Source organism: Hymenobacter busanensis, assembly GCF_008727865.1.
Lineage (GTDB): Bacteria > Bacteroidota > Bacteroidia > Cytophagales > Hymenobacteraceae > Solirubrum > Solirubrum busanense.
In genome coordinates, this window is sequence record NZ_VTWU01000002.1 from 1 (window position 1) to 15,869 (window position 15,869).

Annotated in this window: 14 protein-coding genes and 1 tRNA gene; 7 read left to right on the forward strand and 8 right to left on the reverse strand. The window is 59.0% G+C overall.

Going from position 1 to position 15,869, the window contains the following annotated elements:
• Positions 1 to 649 precede the first annotated feature (649 nt).
• The 4 genes from F0P96_RS04545 to F0P96_RS04560 all read right to left on the reverse strand — a co-directional run bounded on the left by F0P96_RS04545 (position 650) and on the right by F0P96_RS04560 (position 5,024).
• Positions 650 to 1,921, reverse strand: a complete 1,272-nt coding sequence (locus F0P96_RS04545) for an adenylosuccinate synthase (protein ID WP_151077650.1) — start codon at positions 1,919 to 1,921, stop codon at positions 650 to 652.
• Entirely contained in the window at positions 1,922 to 2,272 is a 351-nt protein-coding gene (locus F0P96_RS04550) for an STAS domain-containing protein (RefSeq protein WP_151077651.1), read from the reverse strand. It abuts the gene before it with no gap.
• Positions 2,269 to 2,739: a Fur family transcriptional regulator gene (locus tag F0P96_RS04555; RefSeq protein WP_151077652.1), complete on the reverse strand. Its 471-nt coding sequence runs from the start codon at positions 2,737 to 2,739 to the stop codon at positions 2,269 to 2,271. The genes F0P96_RS04550 and F0P96_RS04555 overlap by 4 nt, the downstream gene beginning before the upstream one ends.
• Before the next feature lie 77 nt (positions 2,740 to 2,816).
• The gene (locus F0P96_RS04560) at positions 2,817 to 5,024 is read right to left on the reverse strand and encodes a RelA/SpoT family protein (RefSeq protein WP_151077653.1); all 2,208 of its coding nucleotides are present in this window, start codon (positions 5,022 to 5,024) and stop codon (positions 2,817 to 2,819) included.
• Between the two features lie 151 nt (positions 5,025 to 5,175).
• Between F0P96_RS04560 and F0P96_RS04565 the strand changes: the two genes are divergently transcribed.
• The 5 genes from F0P96_RS04565 (at position 5,176) to clpX (ending at position 9,601) form a co-directional block, all read left to right on the forward strand.
• On the forward strand, positions 5,176 to 5,676 hold the full coding sequence (locus tag F0P96_RS04565) for a hypothetical protein (protein ID WP_151077654.1): 501 nt from the start codon (positions 5,176 to 5,178) through the stop codon (positions 5,674 to 5,676).
• Positions 5,677 to 5,802: 126 nt separating this feature from the next.
• Positions 5,803 to 5,887, forward strand: a tRNA-Leu gene (locus F0P96_RS04570).
• A 137-nt stretch (positions 5,888 to 6,024) separates the two neighbouring features.
• On the forward strand, positions 6,025 to 7,350 hold the full coding sequence (gene tig, locus F0P96_RS04575; RefSeq protein WP_151077655.1) for a trigger factor: 1,326 nt from the start codon (positions 6,025 to 6,027) through the stop codon (positions 7,348 to 7,350).
• A 132-nt stretch (positions 7,351 to 7,482) separates the two neighbouring features.
• Positions 7,483 to 8,187: an ATP-dependent Clp protease proteolytic subunit gene (locus F0P96_RS04580; RefSeq protein ID WP_151077656.1), complete on the forward strand. Its 705-nt coding sequence runs from the start codon at positions 7,483 to 7,485 to the stop codon at positions 8,185 to 8,187.
• A 187-nt stretch (positions 8,188 to 8,374) separates the two neighbouring features.
• Positions 8,375 to 9,601, forward strand: coding sequence for an ATP-dependent Clp protease ATP-binding subunit ClpX (clpX, locus tag F0P96_RS04585; protein ID WP_151077657.1), 1,227 nt, complete (start codon positions 8,375 to 8,377; stop codon positions 9,599 to 9,601).
• A 163-nt stretch (positions 9,602 to 9,764) separates the two neighbouring features.
• Here the strand turns inward: clpX and lpxB are convergent, their stop codons facing one another.
• The 4 genes from lpxB to F0P96_RS04605 form a co-directional block, all read right to left on the reverse strand.
• On the reverse strand, positions 9,765 to 10,874 hold the full coding sequence (gene lpxB / locus F0P96_RS04590) for a lipid-A-disaccharide synthase (RefSeq protein WP_151077658.1): 1,110 nt from the start codon (positions 10,872 to 10,874) through the stop codon (positions 9,765 to 9,767).
• A gap of 93 nt (positions 10,875 to 10,967) precedes the next feature.
• The gene (locus tag F0P96_RS04595; RefSeq protein ID WP_151077659.1) at positions 10,968 to 11,387 is read right to left on the reverse strand and encodes a 6-pyruvoyl trahydropterin synthase family protein; all 420 of its coding nucleotides are present in this window, start codon (positions 11,385 to 11,387) and stop codon (positions 10,968 to 10,970) included.
• 133 nt (positions 11,388 to 11,520) lie between these two features.
• The gene (locus F0P96_RS04600; RefSeq protein ID WP_151077660.1) at positions 11,521 to 12,522 is read right to left on the reverse strand and encodes a FecCD family ABC transporter permease; all 1,002 of its coding nucleotides are present in this window, start codon (positions 12,520 to 12,522) and stop codon (positions 11,521 to 11,523) included.
• Complete coding sequence (locus F0P96_RS04605) at positions 12,519 to 13,388, reverse strand: ABC transporter substrate-binding protein (RefSeq protein WP_235917384.1); 870 nt, start codon at positions 13,386 to 13,388, stop codon at positions 12,519 to 12,521. The genes F0P96_RS04600 and F0P96_RS04605 overlap by 4 nt, the downstream gene beginning before the upstream one ends.
• Positions 13,389 to 13,649: 261 nt before the next feature.
• Here F0P96_RS04605 and F0P96_RS04610 point away from each other — a divergent pair, with 261 nt between their 5' ends.
• Both F0P96_RS04610 and rfaD read left to right on the forward strand, forming a co-directional pair.
• The gene (locus tag F0P96_RS04610) at positions 13,650 to 14,762 is read left to right on the forward strand and encodes a DUF3298 domain-containing protein (protein WP_151077662.1); all 1,113 of its coding nucleotides are present in this window, start codon (positions 13,650 to 13,652) and stop codon (positions 14,760 to 14,762) included.
• Between the two features lie 57 nt (positions 14,763 to 14,819).
• Positions 14,820 to 15,785 carry an ADP-glyceromanno-heptose 6-epimerase gene (gene rfaD / locus F0P96_RS04615; protein ID WP_151077663.1) on the forward strand — a complete coding sequence of 322 codons (966 nt, stop codon included), beginning with the start codon at positions 14,820 to 14,822 and terminating at the stop codon, positions 15,783 to 15,785.
• Positions 15,786 to 15,869 lie beyond the last annotated feature (84 nt).

Consider the following 15,869-nt stretch of genomic DNA (forward strand, 5'->3'; position numbering starts at 1 on the left):
TTAGGCCTGCCGCTAGCGTTCATCCTGAGCCAGGATCAAACTCTCCATTGTAGTAGTGTTTGTTGCTTCCCGTAAGAAGCTTGTGTCCTAGCATCTTTTGTCGACCCGCTTCCGAAAAAGCAGGCTTGTCCGACGGGATGTGTTCGTTCGTTTTCGCTTGTCCGCCGCAACCCCTTCCGTGGAAGCGCCTGCGGCGACCTTGTCGTTTTCACCACTCTCTCAAAGAACGTGCGAACCCCTGCTGGGTTCCGTGCGCCGCGCGGTCCGCGGCGGGTGTATCTGGTTTGGGGTGGCAAAAGTACTGCCGTTTCCCGTCCCGTGTCAAGCAACCAAGCAACTTTTTTTTCGCCGCCCGCCCGCTTGGCCCGCCTCCGGTCGAAGCGGGCTGCAAAGGTACAACCCCCGCCGCCGCTTTTGCAACCCACCGGCAAAACTTTTTTTTTTAGCCGGCGACTGTCGAATCCGTTTCTACTAAACAGGGCTGCGAAGATACAACAGCTGTTTTGTTGAAAGCAAGAACTCGTCAAAAGTTCTCAAAAACCTCTTCGTTTAGAAGAGACCCATCAGCCGTTTGCTGTAGCGGGATGACAAAGGTAAGGCCCACCTGCGGATTTGCAAGTGGGCCTCAGCAGAAAATTCATCTAATGGCTTAGTTCATGTGTAGTGTGCTGACGCGGTCGGGGCCGATGCTGACGATGGATACGGGTACTTGAAGCTGTTTCTCAAGGAATTGTACGTAGGCACGAACCTGTTCCGGAAGCGCCGCGGCTTGTGTTACGTTATCTAAAGAAACCTGCCAACCGGGAAGCGTAATGTACTCGGGGGCGAGTTGTTCCAACTCGCCGAGGTCGGGAAGCTGCTCGGTAAGGGTACCATCAGCACGTTTGTAATGAGTGCACACGCGGATTTCATCGAAATCAGACAACACGTCAGCCTTCATCAAGTGGATTTCGGTGACGCCGTTTAGCATAATGGCGTAGCGCAGGGCCGGCAGATCAATCCAGCCGCAGCGGCGGGGGCGGCCGGTGGTGGAACCAAATTCGCGGCCGGCTTGGCGGATCTTCTCCCCTACTTCGTCGTGAAGCTCGGTAGGGAACGGGCCGCTGCCTACGCGGGTGCAGTAGGCTTTGCTGATACCGTATACTTTATCGATGTGCTTTGGAGCAATACCCAAACCCGTGCAAGCTCCGGCAACGATGGTGCTGGACGACGTGACATAAGGATAAGTGCCGAAGTCGATATCCAATAAGGAACCCTGGGCACCTTCGGCCAAAATGCGCTTGCCTTGGTTAAGCAGGTCGTTCAGCAGGTACTCGGTGTCGACGAGGCTTAGCTGACGCAACTCTTCAACGGCAGCAAAGAAGGCAGACTCTTCGGCTTCGATGTCCAGTTCGCGCTGGTGGAAGTTGGCGAGCTGGCGGTGGCGCTCTACGGTTTCATTGTACCGCTCCCGGAAGTTGGCGTGCAGGATGTCGCCGACGCGGAGACCGGTGCGGCCTACTTTATCCTGGTAGGTGGGGCCGATGCCTTTGAGCGTGGAGCCAATGCGGCTGCCGCCGCGGGCTTCTTCCCAAATGCGGTCGAGGGCGCGGTGCGAGGGCAGAATGAGTTGGGCCTTGCGCGAGATGTAGAGGTTGGCAGTGCCGTCGACGCCGCGGGCGGTGAGCTTGCGCAGTTCTTCGCGAAACACGACGGGGTCGAGGACGACGCCGTTGCCGACTACATTGATGATATGCGGGTGAAAGATACCCGACGGCACTTGGTGCAGAACGTGCTTGGTACCGTTGAAAGTGAGCGTGTGGCCGGCGTTGGGCCCACCCTGAAAGCGGGCAACGACGTCGTACGTGGGGGCTAGCACGTCGACGATTTTTCCTTTCCCTTCATCGCCCCACTGTAGCCCGACAAGTACGTCTACTGGCATCTAGTTGGCGCTTTTGAGCAGGTTGGTGGCGGTGGCGTCGTCGTCGGCGATGGTGAAGATGGACGTGAGCTTGGTCAGGGCCAGCATCTTGCGGGGGTGCTCGGCGGGGTTGATGAGAACCAACTCGCCACCGCGGCTGCGAAACTTGGTGAGCAGCGACACCAGTACGCCAATGCCGGAGCTGTTGACGTAGCGCACGTTGGAGAGGTCGACGGAGCAGAGGGTGACGGAATCGTCGCCGAGGTGCTGATCAACGGTTTGGAGGAGGGATTGGGAGTCGGGGCTGCCGATCAGGTCGCCGGTGAGACGAACCGACAGGATGCCGTCGTGGACGGTGGCGTCAGTTTTCATTCAGTAATGGTACGAGCGGCTTTGGCGCGGCAGTCGCCGCAAATGCCGTAAAGATTCAGAGAGTGGTGCAAGATATGGAAGTTCAATAACTCCCCGACCATGGTTTGGATGCCGTGGATGCGTGGGTCGCAGAACTCCACGACCTTATGGCACTCGGTGCAGATGACGTGGTCGTGCTGCCGGTAGCCGTAGGACTTCTCGTACTGGGCGAGGTTGCGACCGAACTGGTGCTTGCTGACGAGGTGGTGTTCGACGAGCAGATCCAGTGTGTTGTAGACCGTGGCGCGGCTGACCTGAATGCCGCGCTCCTTCATGCCGGCGTACAGCTCCTCGACGTCGAAATGGCCGGTGCGCGAATAGATTTCCTCCAGAATGGCGTAACGCTCGGAGGTTTTGCGCAGGCCTTTGCTTTCGAGGTAAGCGGTGAAGATCTTTTTGACCTCTTCGTATTTCTCGGGGTCGAGCATTTTATGCTGCTATATATACTAAAGTGTACCAGTCTTGTGCTTGGGCATACCAACCAGCAACCCCGGCTTCTGGTTCATCAGGAATCGAACCGCTCGACGGACAGCACGCCGCGCACTTTGCTCAGGCGCTGGATGAGCTTGTCGAGGTGGGCGGTGTCGTTGACGAACACCATGATCTGGCCTTCAAACATGCCGTCGTCAGAATCGATGGTGATGGAGCGCATGTTTACTTTGAGGCTATTGCTGATGATTTTGGTGACGTCGTTCACAAGCCCCACACGGTCGGAGCCTTTGATGCGCAAGCCAGCCAAGAAAGCCAGCTCCAGCTGATCGGTCCATTTGGCACGCACCACGCGGTTGCCGAAGCTCGACATCAGCTCCACGGCCCGCGGGCAAGACGTGCGGTGAATTACAATGCCGTCGTTGGTTTCGAAGCCGAACACATCGTCGCCGGGAATGGGGTTGCAGCAGGTGGCAATGGTGTAGCTGATTTTGTCGGTTTTCTCGCCAATCACCAACATATCGGGTCGCACGCCGCGCAGCTTCTGCACTTCCGCATCGAAGGTTTTCGGCTCCAGCATCGACGGCAGCTTGGGTGCGGGTAGCGTGGGGTCGAATAGGTGTTCCTTGATTTCACGGCCGTCGAGTTGGCCAATGGCCACACGGTAGAAGAAATCCTGCGGGTTGTGCACGTTGAAGTGCGCCAGCAGGCGGTTCAGGTTGTCCTGGTTCATTTCCACGCCCAGCAGTTCCAGCCGTTTTTCCACCAAGAACTTGCCATCCTCGGCCTTGGTGCGCTTTTCGTCGCGCAGGAACTCACGGATTTTGCTTTTGGCCTTCGACGTGGTGACGTACTTGAGCCACTCGTCCGTAGGTTTTTGCTTCTGCGAAGTCAGGATTTCAACTTGGTCACCGTTGCGTAGGCGGTAGCTCAGCGGTTCCAGCTTCTGGTTCACCTTCGCGCCGAGGCACTGCATACCAATGTGCGTGTGAATCTCGAAGGCAAAATCCAGCGCCGTGGCACCGTCGGGCAGAATGACCAACTTGCCTTTGGGCGTAAAGGCGTAGACTTCCTTCACAAACAAGTTCTGGCGAAACTCGTCCATGAACTCCAGGGCGTTGGAGTTGTTGGTTTCGAGCATCTCGCGCACCTTGTTGATCCACGTTTCCAAGGTCGATTCGGGCTGCACGGCACCGGTGTCCTTGTATTTCCAGTGCGCCGCGTAGCCTTTCTCGGCAATGTCGTCCATACGGCGGGACCGAATCTGTACTTCCACCCATTGGCCGGGGTGCGACATGACGGTGGTGTGCAACGACTCGTAACCGTTGGCCTTGGGCGTGCTCACCCAGTCGCGCAGGCGGTCGGGGTTGGGCTGGTAGAAGTCGGTGACGATGGAATACACGCGCCAGCAGGCGGCTTTTTCCTGCTCCGGCGGCACGTTCAGAATGATGCGGATAGCAAACAGGTCGTACACTTCCTCGAAGGGAATGTTCTGCTTGCGCATCTTCTTCAGAATGGAGTAGATGCTTTTGGGTCGGCCTTTCACCTCGAAGCTGAAGCCCTGCCGCGCCAGCTCCTCTTCGATGGGCGCCACGAACTCCTTAATAAGGCGGTTGCGCGTGGCCCGGCTCTGCCGCACTTTCTGCGTCAGCTCGTTGAAGGTGTCGGTGTCGGTGTACTTCAGATGCAGGTCTTCCAGCTCGCTCTTGATGGCGTAGAGGCCCAGGCGGTGGGCCAGCGGCGCGTAGAGGTAGATGGTTTCCGACGCAATCTTGAGCTGCTTGTGGCGCGGCATCGAGTCGAGCGTCCGCATGTTGTGCAGACGGTCGGCAATCTTGATGAGAATCACGCGCACATCTTCGCTCAGCGTGAGCAGCATTTTGCGGAAGTTTTCCGCCTGCTCGCTCGTGCCGTACTCGAACACGCCCGAAATCTTGGTCAGGCCGTCGACAATCTGGGCCACACGCGGGCCGAACTCGCGCTCCACGTCGGAAATTTCCCAGTTGGTGTCTTCCACCACGTCGTGCAGCAGCGCCGCCACGATACTGGTGGTGCCCAAGCCGATTTCTTCGACGGCAATCTGCGCCACGGCCAGCGGGTGCAGAATGTACGGCTCGCCGGATTTGCGGCGCATGTCTTTGTGCGCCTCCAGCGAGGTATTGAACGCCTTCTTGATGAGCTTGGCGTCGCCTTCCTTCAGGTAGGGCTTGGCCGTGCGCAGCAGGCGGCGGTAATGACGCAGGATTTCCTGGCGTTCTACTTCGGGGTCAATGAGGGTGGCCATCGGCAAAGAGCACTGCCGCGACGGCAGCGGAACGAAGGTACGGAGGAAACCGCGGGCCCTCGTTTGGGGCGCACGGGGCAGCTCAGCATGGAGTTGCCGTTTATCTTTAACCACTAAAGGCTGCTCCTCGTTACCGAACCTCTCACTTCCCATGCTTCGACTGCAAACGCGCCGAAAAGCCATGATAGCACTTGTGCTGGGTTTATGGATGAGTTGCCACTTAGCCGGTAATGCCCAACAGCGCCCTCAACGCGTTACCCAACTGCGCGTGACAGAGTCATCCTTTGGAGAGGAAACGCGATATACCATTACCGCTGACTCTATTCAGGTACGCAGGAAGCTACTTTTAGAAGAAGGGGCAAAAGACACGTTGCTTTCCATTCCTCTGGATTTACAGCGGCGGGATTGGCTATTAGCCTCTTTCGACAAAATCTATTTATCGAGTCTTCAAAGCAAATACGAAGGGCCAAGTCTTCATGGTCATTCCTTTGGATACCACCTTGTCATTTATAAAGGCGAACATCTCGCCGTAACGGACCTCTATAAATACCGGCTCGACGCGTTTTTTACCTTTTGTCAACGCCTCAATCAGTTGCTGCCCGAGGTTTACCAAATTCACTACACCGCCAATTATTTTAAGCCAGAGTACTAATGCCGCACTACTCCAATGGTTCTCAGCTTAGCAACTGACCGCCCCGCGTTGCCAAAACCGCACAGGCATTTGAATTTACGCCCTGCTTCCGTAGCTTTGCGCCCCCGAGGCGGCCGGCCTCGCTCTGCGGATGTGGCGAAATTGGTAGACGTGCCAGACTTAGGATCTGGTGCCGCAAGGCGTGTGGGTTCGAGTCCCTCCATCCGCACCAATACCTGCCTGTTCCGGGCAAGTGCTTCGTATCAAACCCCCAAGTGAAGCCCTCAACTACCCGGCGACGGCGCGTTGGGGGTTTGCTGTTCCCGGCCTTTTGGCTTTTCTCACGTTACCCTTAACCTCCGACTCGTTTTGGACATTACCCTCGACAAGAAAGACGACCAGCAGAGCGCCCTGCTGACCGTGCGCCTCACGGAAGCTGACTACTCGGAAGCAGTAGAAAAGCAAATCAAAGACCTCTCGAAAAAGGCGCAGATTAAGGGCTTCCGCCCCGGCAAAGTACCCGCCGGGCTGGTGCGCAAAATGTACGGCAAAGGGGTGCTGGTAGACGAAATCAACCGTTTGCTGCAAACCAACGTCGATACCTACATCAAGGAAAACAACCTGCGCATTCTGGGCGAGCCGCTGCCGGTGCCTTCGGATGTGAACTTCGACACCGAGAAGGAATTCTCGTTCCAGTTTGAACTAGGCCTGCTGCCCGAGTTCGAACTGCCCGTCGACAGCCTGGAAGTAGAGCGCCCCGCCGTGGAGCTCGACGAAAACACGCTCAACGAGACATACGAGCAGATTGGCATGCAGTTCGGCGAGAACACCACGCCGGAAACCTCGGAAGCAGGCGACTACCTCTCGGGCCAGCTGACGCAGGAAACCACCGAGTTTTCGCAGAAGGTGATGCTGCCCACCAACAAGGTGAAAAGCGGTGCCGACAAGTTCGTAGGCCTGAAGGCCGGCGACAAAGTGTCGTTCGACGTGAAGGACGTCTTCGGCGGCAACGTGACGGATGTAGCCAACTTCACGGGCCTCTCCAAGGAGCTGGCCGCCGGTGTAGAAGGCGAATACACGCTGGAAATCGAGAAAATTAACCGTTCGAGCAAGGCCGAGTTCAACCAGGAATTGTTCGACAAGGTGTTTGGCAAAGACGCTGTGACGACGAAGGAAGACTTCGACGCCAAGGTGCGCGAAACCATTCAGGAGAACTACAACCGCGAGTCGGAAGGCCTGGTGAACCGCCGCCTGATCGACAAGCTGGTGGAAAACACGAGCATCGAGCTGCCGAAGGAGTTCTTCAAGAAGTGGCTGGTGGTGGCCAACAAAGGCCAGCTGACGCCCGAGCAGGTAGAAGAGCACTATTCGGACTACGAGAAGGAGTTGAAGTGGTCGATGATCCGCAACAAAGTGGTAGAGGAGCAAGGCCTGAAGGTGTCGAACGACGAAATCGTGGACCGCACCATGACCAAGATCATGGCCCAGTTCAACCTGCCCGAAGTTTCGGACGAGTTGCGCGAATCGGTGCGCGGCTTTGCCGACAACTACCTGCGTCAGGAGAACGGCAAGAACTACGTGCAGGAGTACGAAGCCATTCTGGCAGAGAAAGTACTCGACAACCTGCGCGGCCGGATTGTTGTTAAAGACCAGCCGATGACGGCCGAGGACTTCCGGAACCAAGCCAGCGCGTAATTCTCGCGCCGGGGTTGGTTCCCTGCAAAAAAGCCCTTACTTCGTCGGAGTAAGGGCTTTTTTGCGTCCTTACTGCGGCGTTGCCCGTTTAATTCGTCCCAACCAATCCTCTCTCCTACCGCAGTCAGTCACATGCTGAACAAACAGGAATTCCGCAAATTTGCCGTGAAGGGCCAAGGCCTCAGCGGCTTGGGTGTCGATCAGTACCTGCACCACATCGAAGGCCAAAGCAGCCATTTCGTCACGGGCATGACGCGCTCGGTCATCGAAGAGCGCCCCACGCGCTTCGCCGAAATCGACGTGTTTTCGCGCCTGATCATGGACCGCATCGTGTTCCTGGGCACGCCCGTCGACGATTACATTGCCAACATCATCACGGCCCAGCTGCTCTTTCTGGAGTCGGCCGACGCCAAGAAGGACATCCTCTTGTACATCAACTCGCCGGGCGGCTCGGTCTACGCCGGCCTGGGCATCTACGACACGATGCAGTACGTGGGGCCCGACGTGGCCACCATCTGCACCGGCCTGGCCGCCTCTATGGGCGCCGTGCTGCTGGCCGGCGGCGCCGAAAACAAGCGCTCGGCCCTGCCCCACGCCCGCGTCATGATTCACCAGCCTTCGGGCGGCGTGCAAGGCCAATCGTCGGATATCGAAATTACCGCTCGGGAAATTCTGAAATTGAAAAAAGAGCTGTACGATATCCTCGCCAAACACTCGGGCAAAACCTACCAGGAAGTGCACGACAATTCCGACCGTGACTACTGGATGCGCGCCGACGAAGCCAAGGAATACGGCATCATCGACGAGGTACTGGAGCGCCACAAACTCGAAAAATAGCCGCGTAACTATTTAAGACAGTGCCCGCTTCCGGCTTGCAACCCCGGGAGCGGGCATTTGTTCTTATAGATAGAAAGGCATTGCACCGGCACTTTTTTCCGCTGCTAGGGCGTTGGCCTTTTCGTACCTTTGGAGCCGCCGGAATAATTCCGCCGGCGTAATACCCTTGAATTCCGACTCTTCAGCAATGGCAGATATCACCTGCTCGTTTTGCGGCAAAAGCAAGCGCGAGGTTTCCATCATGATTTCCGGCATCAACGCCCACATTTGTGAGCGTTGTGTGGGCCAGGCGCAGCAAATTCTGAACGAGGAAAATAAAATTCGTTCGAACACGAAGACGCCGAAATTCAACCTCGTGAAGCCCCGCGAGATGAAGGACTACCTCGACCAGTACGTGGTGGGCCAAGACGAGGCCAAGAAGGTGCTGAGCGTGGCGGTGTACAACCACTACAAGCGCCTGATGCAGAAACCGACCACCAAAGACGAGGTGACGATTGAAAAATCGAACATCATCATGGTGGGGGAAACCGGTACCGGCAAAACCTTCCTGGCCAAAATGCTGGCCTCGGTGCTGCAAGTGCCCTTCTGCATTGCCGACGCCACCGTGCTGACCGAAGCCGGCTACGTGGGCGAAGACGTGGAAAGCATCCTGACGCGCCTGCTGCAGGCCGCCGACTACAACGTGGAAGCGGCCGAGCGCGGCATCGTGTACATCGACGAGGTGGACAAGATTGCCCGCAAGAGCGACAACCCCAGCATCACGCGCGACGTGAGCGGCGAGGGCGTGCAGCAGGCTATGCTGAAGCTGCTGGAAGGCACCACCGTGAATGTACCGCCCCACGGCGGCCGCAAGCACCCCGAGCAGAAGATGATTACGGTAAACACCGAGAACATCCTGTTCATCTGCGGCGGCGCTTTTGTGGGCATCGACCGCATCATCAAGAGCCGCCTGAACACCAAGCCGCTGGGCTTTGCCAAAACGTTGCTGGAAGACAAGGTGGACACCAACAATTTCCTGCGCTACATCACGGCGCAAGACCTGAAGCAGTTCGGCCTCATTCCCGAACTTATCGGCCGTCTGCCCGTGCTGACGCACCTGAACCCGCTCGACAAAGAGACGCTGCGCCTGATTCTGACGGAGCCCAAGAATTCCATCCTGAAGCAGTACAACCGTCTGTTTGAGATGGAAGGCATCGAGCTTTCTTTCTCCGACGCCGCCCTGGACTACATTGTCGACAAAGCCGACGAGTACCGCCTCGGGGCCCGCGGCCTGCGCAGCATCTGCGAAAGCATCATGACCGACGCCATGTTCGACATGCCCTCGGCCACCGACGTGACGGAGCTAGTTATCGACCTGGAATACGCTCAGGAGAAGTTCGAGAAGTCTCCACTCAAGCAGTTGCGCGCCGCGTAAGCTTCTTCCGATTCAAACAAAAAAGCCCGCTGGATTCGTCCAGTGGGCTTTTTTGTTTGAATCGGAAGAAGCGAAGGACTTATTCACCACTGAGCGAGTCGTTGCTTCGGCCATCGTTCCAGCGTGAGAAGGTCCTTCGCTTTGCTCAGGATGACGAACGGTACTACTTCTTCAAGTACCCAACCATCAGCTCCGCAGCCTTTTCAGCAGCGTTGCTGCGGCCGAGCTTCTCGCGAATTTCGGCGTAGCCGGCCTTCACTTTGCCTATGTACTGCTCATCATCGAGCACGCGCTGCAGCTCGGTAACGAGGTTACGGGCGGTGAATTCGCCCTGAATGAGCTCTTTCACCACTTCGCGCTCAGCAATGAGATTGACGAGCGAAATGAACGGCACCTTGATGACGGCCTTGCCGATGCGGTAGGAAATGGCGCTGGTGCGGTAGCACACCACTTGCGGCACGTCGAACAGCGCCGTTTCAAGCGTGGCGGTGCCGCTGGTGACCAGCGCGGCTTTGGCGTGGCGCAGCAGGTCGTAGGTCTGCTCGAAGATGATGCGCACGTTGTTGCGCTCGAAGTGCGCGTAGTAGTTAGCGTCGAGGTTTTTGACGCCGGCCACCACAAATTGGTAATCGAAGAACGGCGGCAGGATTCGCAGCATCTCGAAGAGCATTTCCTCGATTTCCTGCTTGCGCGAACCGGGCAGCACCGCAATAATGGGCGTTTCGGGGTCGAGGTTGTTGCGGTGGTGGAAGTCGTCGGTGGGCTGGTGCTCGTACACGGCATCGGCGGTAGGGTTGCCGATGTAGTCCACGTCGTAGCCGAAACGCTGGTAGAACTCCTTCTCGAAGGGCAGGATGACGAACATCTTGTCGACCAGCGCCTTGATTTTGTGCACGCGCCCCTGATTCCAGGCCCAGATTTTCGGCGAGATGTAGTAAAACACCTTCAGGCCTTTCTCCTTGGCGAACTTGGCCACGCGCATGTTGAAACCGGCGTAGTCGACCAGAATCAGCACATCGGGCTGGTAGGCCAGCAGGTCCTGCTGACATTCTTTCAGGAAGCCCCGAAAGCGGAAAATGCTGGTGGCGGCTTCCACAAAGCCCATGATGGCCATTTCCTGGTAGTGGTGCACCAGGGTGCTGCCTTCGGCCTGCATCAGGTCGCCGCCCCAGCAGCGGAACTCGGCCTGGGGGTCTTGCTGCTTGAGGGCGCGCATGAGCCGGGCGGCATGAAAGTCACCGGACCGTTCGCCGGCAATGAGGTAGTATTTCATTCAATTGACAATGAACAATGAACAATGAGCAATGACCATTGAGCCGTATCGACCTAATTGGTCATTGCTCATTGTTCATTGTCAATTGAGGTATTACTCGCCGTAATATTCGACGAAGTTGCGGGGCGTTTCGAAAATCTTGACGCAGTGCAGCTGCGCGGTGCTGGTGATACTGGGCAGTTCGCGCTGCAGAATCTCCCAGAAAGCCAGCGACAGGTTTTCGGTGCTGGCCAGCTTGCCGCTCATAAAAGCCACGTCGAGGTTCAGGTTCTTGTGGTCGACGTGCTGGATGATGTGCTGGCGGATGAGGGTGCTGAGCGCCTTCAAATCGACAACAAAGCCAGTTTCGGGGTCGGGCAGGCCTTTCACGGTCACGATGAGGTCGTAGTTGTGGCCGTGCCAGTTGGCGTTGGCACAGGGCCCGAACACTTCCTTGTTGCGCTCCTCGCTCCACGCGGGGTTGTAGAGCTTGTGGGCGGCGTTGAAGTGTTCTTGGCGACTAATGTAGATCATGCTGGGTGGTGCTTCGCGGTGGTTGAGGGCTGGGCTTCGGGTGCCGCTGGGATGTTCTGCCAACGGCTAGCCAAGAAAATGGGCCGCGCTGGCGCGCTGCGTGTTGCAGCATCCAAGCGGCGGCCTTCAGCAATCAACCCTTTTTCCGCAGCAAATATACGAAGAACGGTACGCCGAACAGGGCCGTGATGAGGCCCACGGGCAAGCCGGCGGGCGGGTAGAGCCAACGCGCCAGCAGGTCGCAGGCCAGCAGGAAGGTCCCGCCGAGCAGGGTGCAGAACGCCAGGTTGAGCCGCCCGGTAACGCCCAACAGGCCCCGCGTGGCGTGCGGAATAATCAGCCCCACGAAACCCAGCGGTCCACACAAGGCCACCACCCCGGCCGTGATGCCCGACGAAGCCAGCAGCAGCAACCAGCGCGTGCGGCCCACGTCGAGCCCGAGCGTGGCGGCCCGCTCCTCCCCCAGCAGCAGCACATCGAGGTGGCGCCGCAGCAGCCAGGCCACCAGCATGCCCAGTACCACCGCCACGGTGGGGCCCGCCAGCAACGGCCAGCCGGCCCGCTCCAGACTGCCCATGCCCCACGACACGGCGGCGCGCAGCTGCGAATCGGTTTGGGCGCGAAACGTGATAAGCCCACCTAGGGCATTGAACAACGACGCCGTGGCCACGCCCGCCAGCAGCAGCTGCGTGGGAATGAGCCGGCCGCGCCGGGTACCAATGCCGATAACCAAAAGTGTGGCACCCACAGCGCCGGCCAAGCTACCTACCGGCACCAGCCAAGGCGTCATGCTGCTGGAGGCGGGCAATAAGATGGTAATGACGAGGGCGCCCAACGAAGCCCCCGACGCGGTACCAAGCAAATACGGGTCGGCCAGCGGGTTATTCACCATCGTCTGCATCAGGTAGCCGCTGAGGGCGAGGCCGCCACCGGCCAGCAGGGCCAGCAGCAGGCGCGGTAGGCGCAGTTCCACCAGCACCACGTGGGCGGGGTTGGTGGCGTCGTAATGCCGGAGGGCTTGTAGCAAGGTGGCGTAATCGGCGCCCTCAATGCTGCCCTGCCGCATGCCCGCTACCACCAAAACGACGGCGACGAGCAGCGTGAGCAGGATGTAGAGCGGGGCGCGGCGTTTCATTGGGCCGAGCGCAGCAGGCGTTGTAGTTCCCGCACCGACTCCACTACGCGCGGGCCGGGACGCTCCATCAGGCTGCCGGTAATGGCGAAAACCCGGCGCTGCTGGTAGGCGTGAATGCGCTTCAGCTCGGGGTACATGCGGAAAAACGTGCTGTCCATTTTGCCGAAGCGGCCGCCGATGAGCACGTCGGGGTTGAGCTTGAGAATGTACTCGCGCGTGAGGGCCGGATAGGGCTGCGGGAAGGTTTCGGTGAGGGCGTTCTGGCCACCAGCCCGCCGGATTTTATCGGTAAAGAGGGTGTTGAAGCCGTAAGCGTAAATCGGGTCGAGCCAGGTAATGGCCAAAACCCGAGGCCGATTGCCCGCGGTAGAGTCGGCGGTGAGGCGCTGCAGCTCGGTTTGGAGCGAATCGGTGAGGCGATGGGCCTGCGGTTCGCGGCCGAGCAGGCGGCCCAACTCGCGCAGGCCGCGGAAGATGTCGGGTACCGAGCGGTAGGTTTGGTAGTACACCGGCACCCCCAGCTGCTGCAGCCGCGCCGCATCGGCCGGGCTGGTAATGCCCTCGGTGGTAAACACGACATCAGGGTGCAGGCCGACGAGTGTTTCGAAATCGAGCGGGTAGCTGTTGACGACGGGCTTTTTGAGCGCCGCGGCCGGGTAGTCACACACCTGCGTGCGGCCCACGATGGCGGCCGTGTCGGCTACGGCGTAAAGCATTTCCGTCATGGAAGCGGCCAGGGCCATGATGCGCCGCGGCTGGGCCTTGAACGTGACGGCGCGCCCGAGGTCGTCGTGCACGGTGACGGTGGTGGGCTGCGCAGGCTGCTTGTCGGCGGGCGACGAGCAGGCGGCACATACGAGGAGCAAGAACAGGCAAAAACGCATCGGCGGCAAAGATAGACGGCGCCGGCAAGGAAGCTCGGGTGCAGCCCGCTACCTTCACGGCCGCGGCTTTTGGTAACCGGCCGCTTATAGGGCGTGAATCGTTTCCTTCTGCTTATCTGCCTTGGATTGGCAACGGCCTGCTCAGGACAACCGGATGCGGCCGCAACCACGGCGCCCGCCGCTTCGTCGTCAGCTATTACCGCTGTTTCCCGTTCTCCCGCCTCCAGAGCCCGAGCGGCCGCATTGGCCCCACCAGCCACCAACGAGTTGGTATACACCGGCACGATTGGCCCCTACCCGGTGGTACTGAACCTGCAGCTGAGCGACACTACGGACCGAGTAACCGCCCGCTACTATTACCTCAGCCGAGGCTCTGACCTGGCGCTTACCGGCCAACGCTGGGCCGACAGCTTGGACCTGGGCGAAACCGCCGAGCCACCTTACAACCGGGAGTACTTCGAGGCCACGGCCCAGCTGCGCGCCCGCTTGAGCGGCGACAGTCTGCTGACCGGGTACTGGCAGGCCACGGGCAAGGCTCGGCGGCTGCCGGTGAAGCTGCGGCGCCGGCCGCAGGCCTACGATTACGCCTACGCGGCCCGGCTTAGCCCCGGCTACTGGCTAAACGGCGTTTACATGCAGCTAGTGCGCCTGACCGACGATTCCCCGCTCATCAAGCCCGACTCGGAGGCCCCGGACCCGACGGTAGAACTTTACTACGACAACCGTTATCCGCTGGTAGCCGGCTTAGAGGACAAACAAGCCGAAGCCGCGCTCAACGACCTGCTGGCCCGCGACGCCGATGATTGGGTCCAGACGCGGTTGCACCCCGATAAATCGTACGCCTGGCTGAACGCCTGCTACCTCAATACCACCACGCTGGAGCTGCTCACGCCCGAGCTGGTGAGCATTGCGCGCGAAAGACGGGTCGATGGGTGCGGTAGCCCCTCCATGCAGATTCAGCACGAATACACTGTCCTGTCTCTACCAAAGCTGCTTCCTGTGCCGCTCACCGAAGTGCTGCACGGCGACTACCGCGCCTTGTTTCAGCGCTACGCTCGGCAGAAACTGTCCAGTGAACCGGTGGATAAAGCAAAATCAGATGACCCAAATGAGTCGTGTACCCAAGCATATATTCTGCAGTCGGTAGCGCAGGAGTTGGCGGCGGTTGGCACGACGGAGAACATGCTGCTGACCGACAAGGGACTAATCATTCACCAGTTCAACCTGTACAGGTATTGCGTTGGTCCAGCCATGACCGAAGTGGAGGTACTCATTCCCTATGCAGCCCTGCGGCCCTACATCCGCCCGAACTCGGCCCTGGCCCGCGCCGTACCGGCCGCGGCACCGAAGCGCTGAATTCGCCCAAGCCCGGAGAAACTGCGTACTTCGCAGCTCAGAAACGACTCAGAGCTTATGATTATCGTGACGGGCGCAGCGGGCTTCATCGGCAGCTGCCTGGTTGGCCGGCTCAACGCCGACGGCTTCAACGACGTGGTGGTGGTAGACAACTTCTCGGTGGAGAAGAAGCTGGCCAACCTGAAAGGCAAGCGCCTGCGCGAATACGTGGACCGCAACGAGTTTTTCGCCTGGCTCGATGAGCACCACGAGCAGGTAGAGTTCGTGTTTCACCTCGGCGCCCGCACCGACACCGCCGAGCAGGACAAAGCCATTTTCGACCTGCTGAACCTGAACTATAGCAAGCAGATGTGGCAGGCCTGCGTGCGCTACCAGCTGCCGCTGGTCTACGCCTCGTCGGCGGCTACCTACGGCTCGGGCACCCTCGGCTATTCCGACGACGAAGTGCTGCTGCCCTTGCTGCGCCCGCTCAACCCTTACGGCGACTCCAAGAACGACTTCGACAACTGGGCTGTGCAGCAGGCCGAAAAGCCGTTTTTCTGGGCCGGGCTGAAGTTTTTCAACGTGTACGGCCCCAACGAATACCACAAGGGCCGCATGGCCTCGGTGATATTTCACACTTTCCAGCAAGTGCAGCGCACCGGCTCGATGGAGCTGTTCCGCTCGCACCGCCCCGATTTTGCCGACGGTGAGCAGAAGCGCGACTTCATTTACGTGCGCGACCTGGTGGACGTGTGCATCTTCTTGATGCACCACCGCCGCAACTCGGGCATCTACAACCTGGGTACCGGCGAGGCGCGCACCTTCCTCGATCTGGCCCTGACGACCTTCGCTGCGCTGGGCAAAACGGCCGATATCCGGTTCAAAGACACGCCTGAAGATATCCGCGACACCTACCAGTACTTCACGCAGGCCGACATGAGTAAGCTGCGCGGCATTGGCTACGCGCGGCCTTTCACCCGCCTCGAAGACGGCATCACCGAATACGTGCGCGACTTTTTACTGCCGGGCTCGTATTTGTAGCCCGAATCGGGCACCGCGCCGCGTGGCGGGTTGAGCATTGTCCGAAATTTTGTTTTTTACTGGACGAAAAGCCTCAACGGCCCA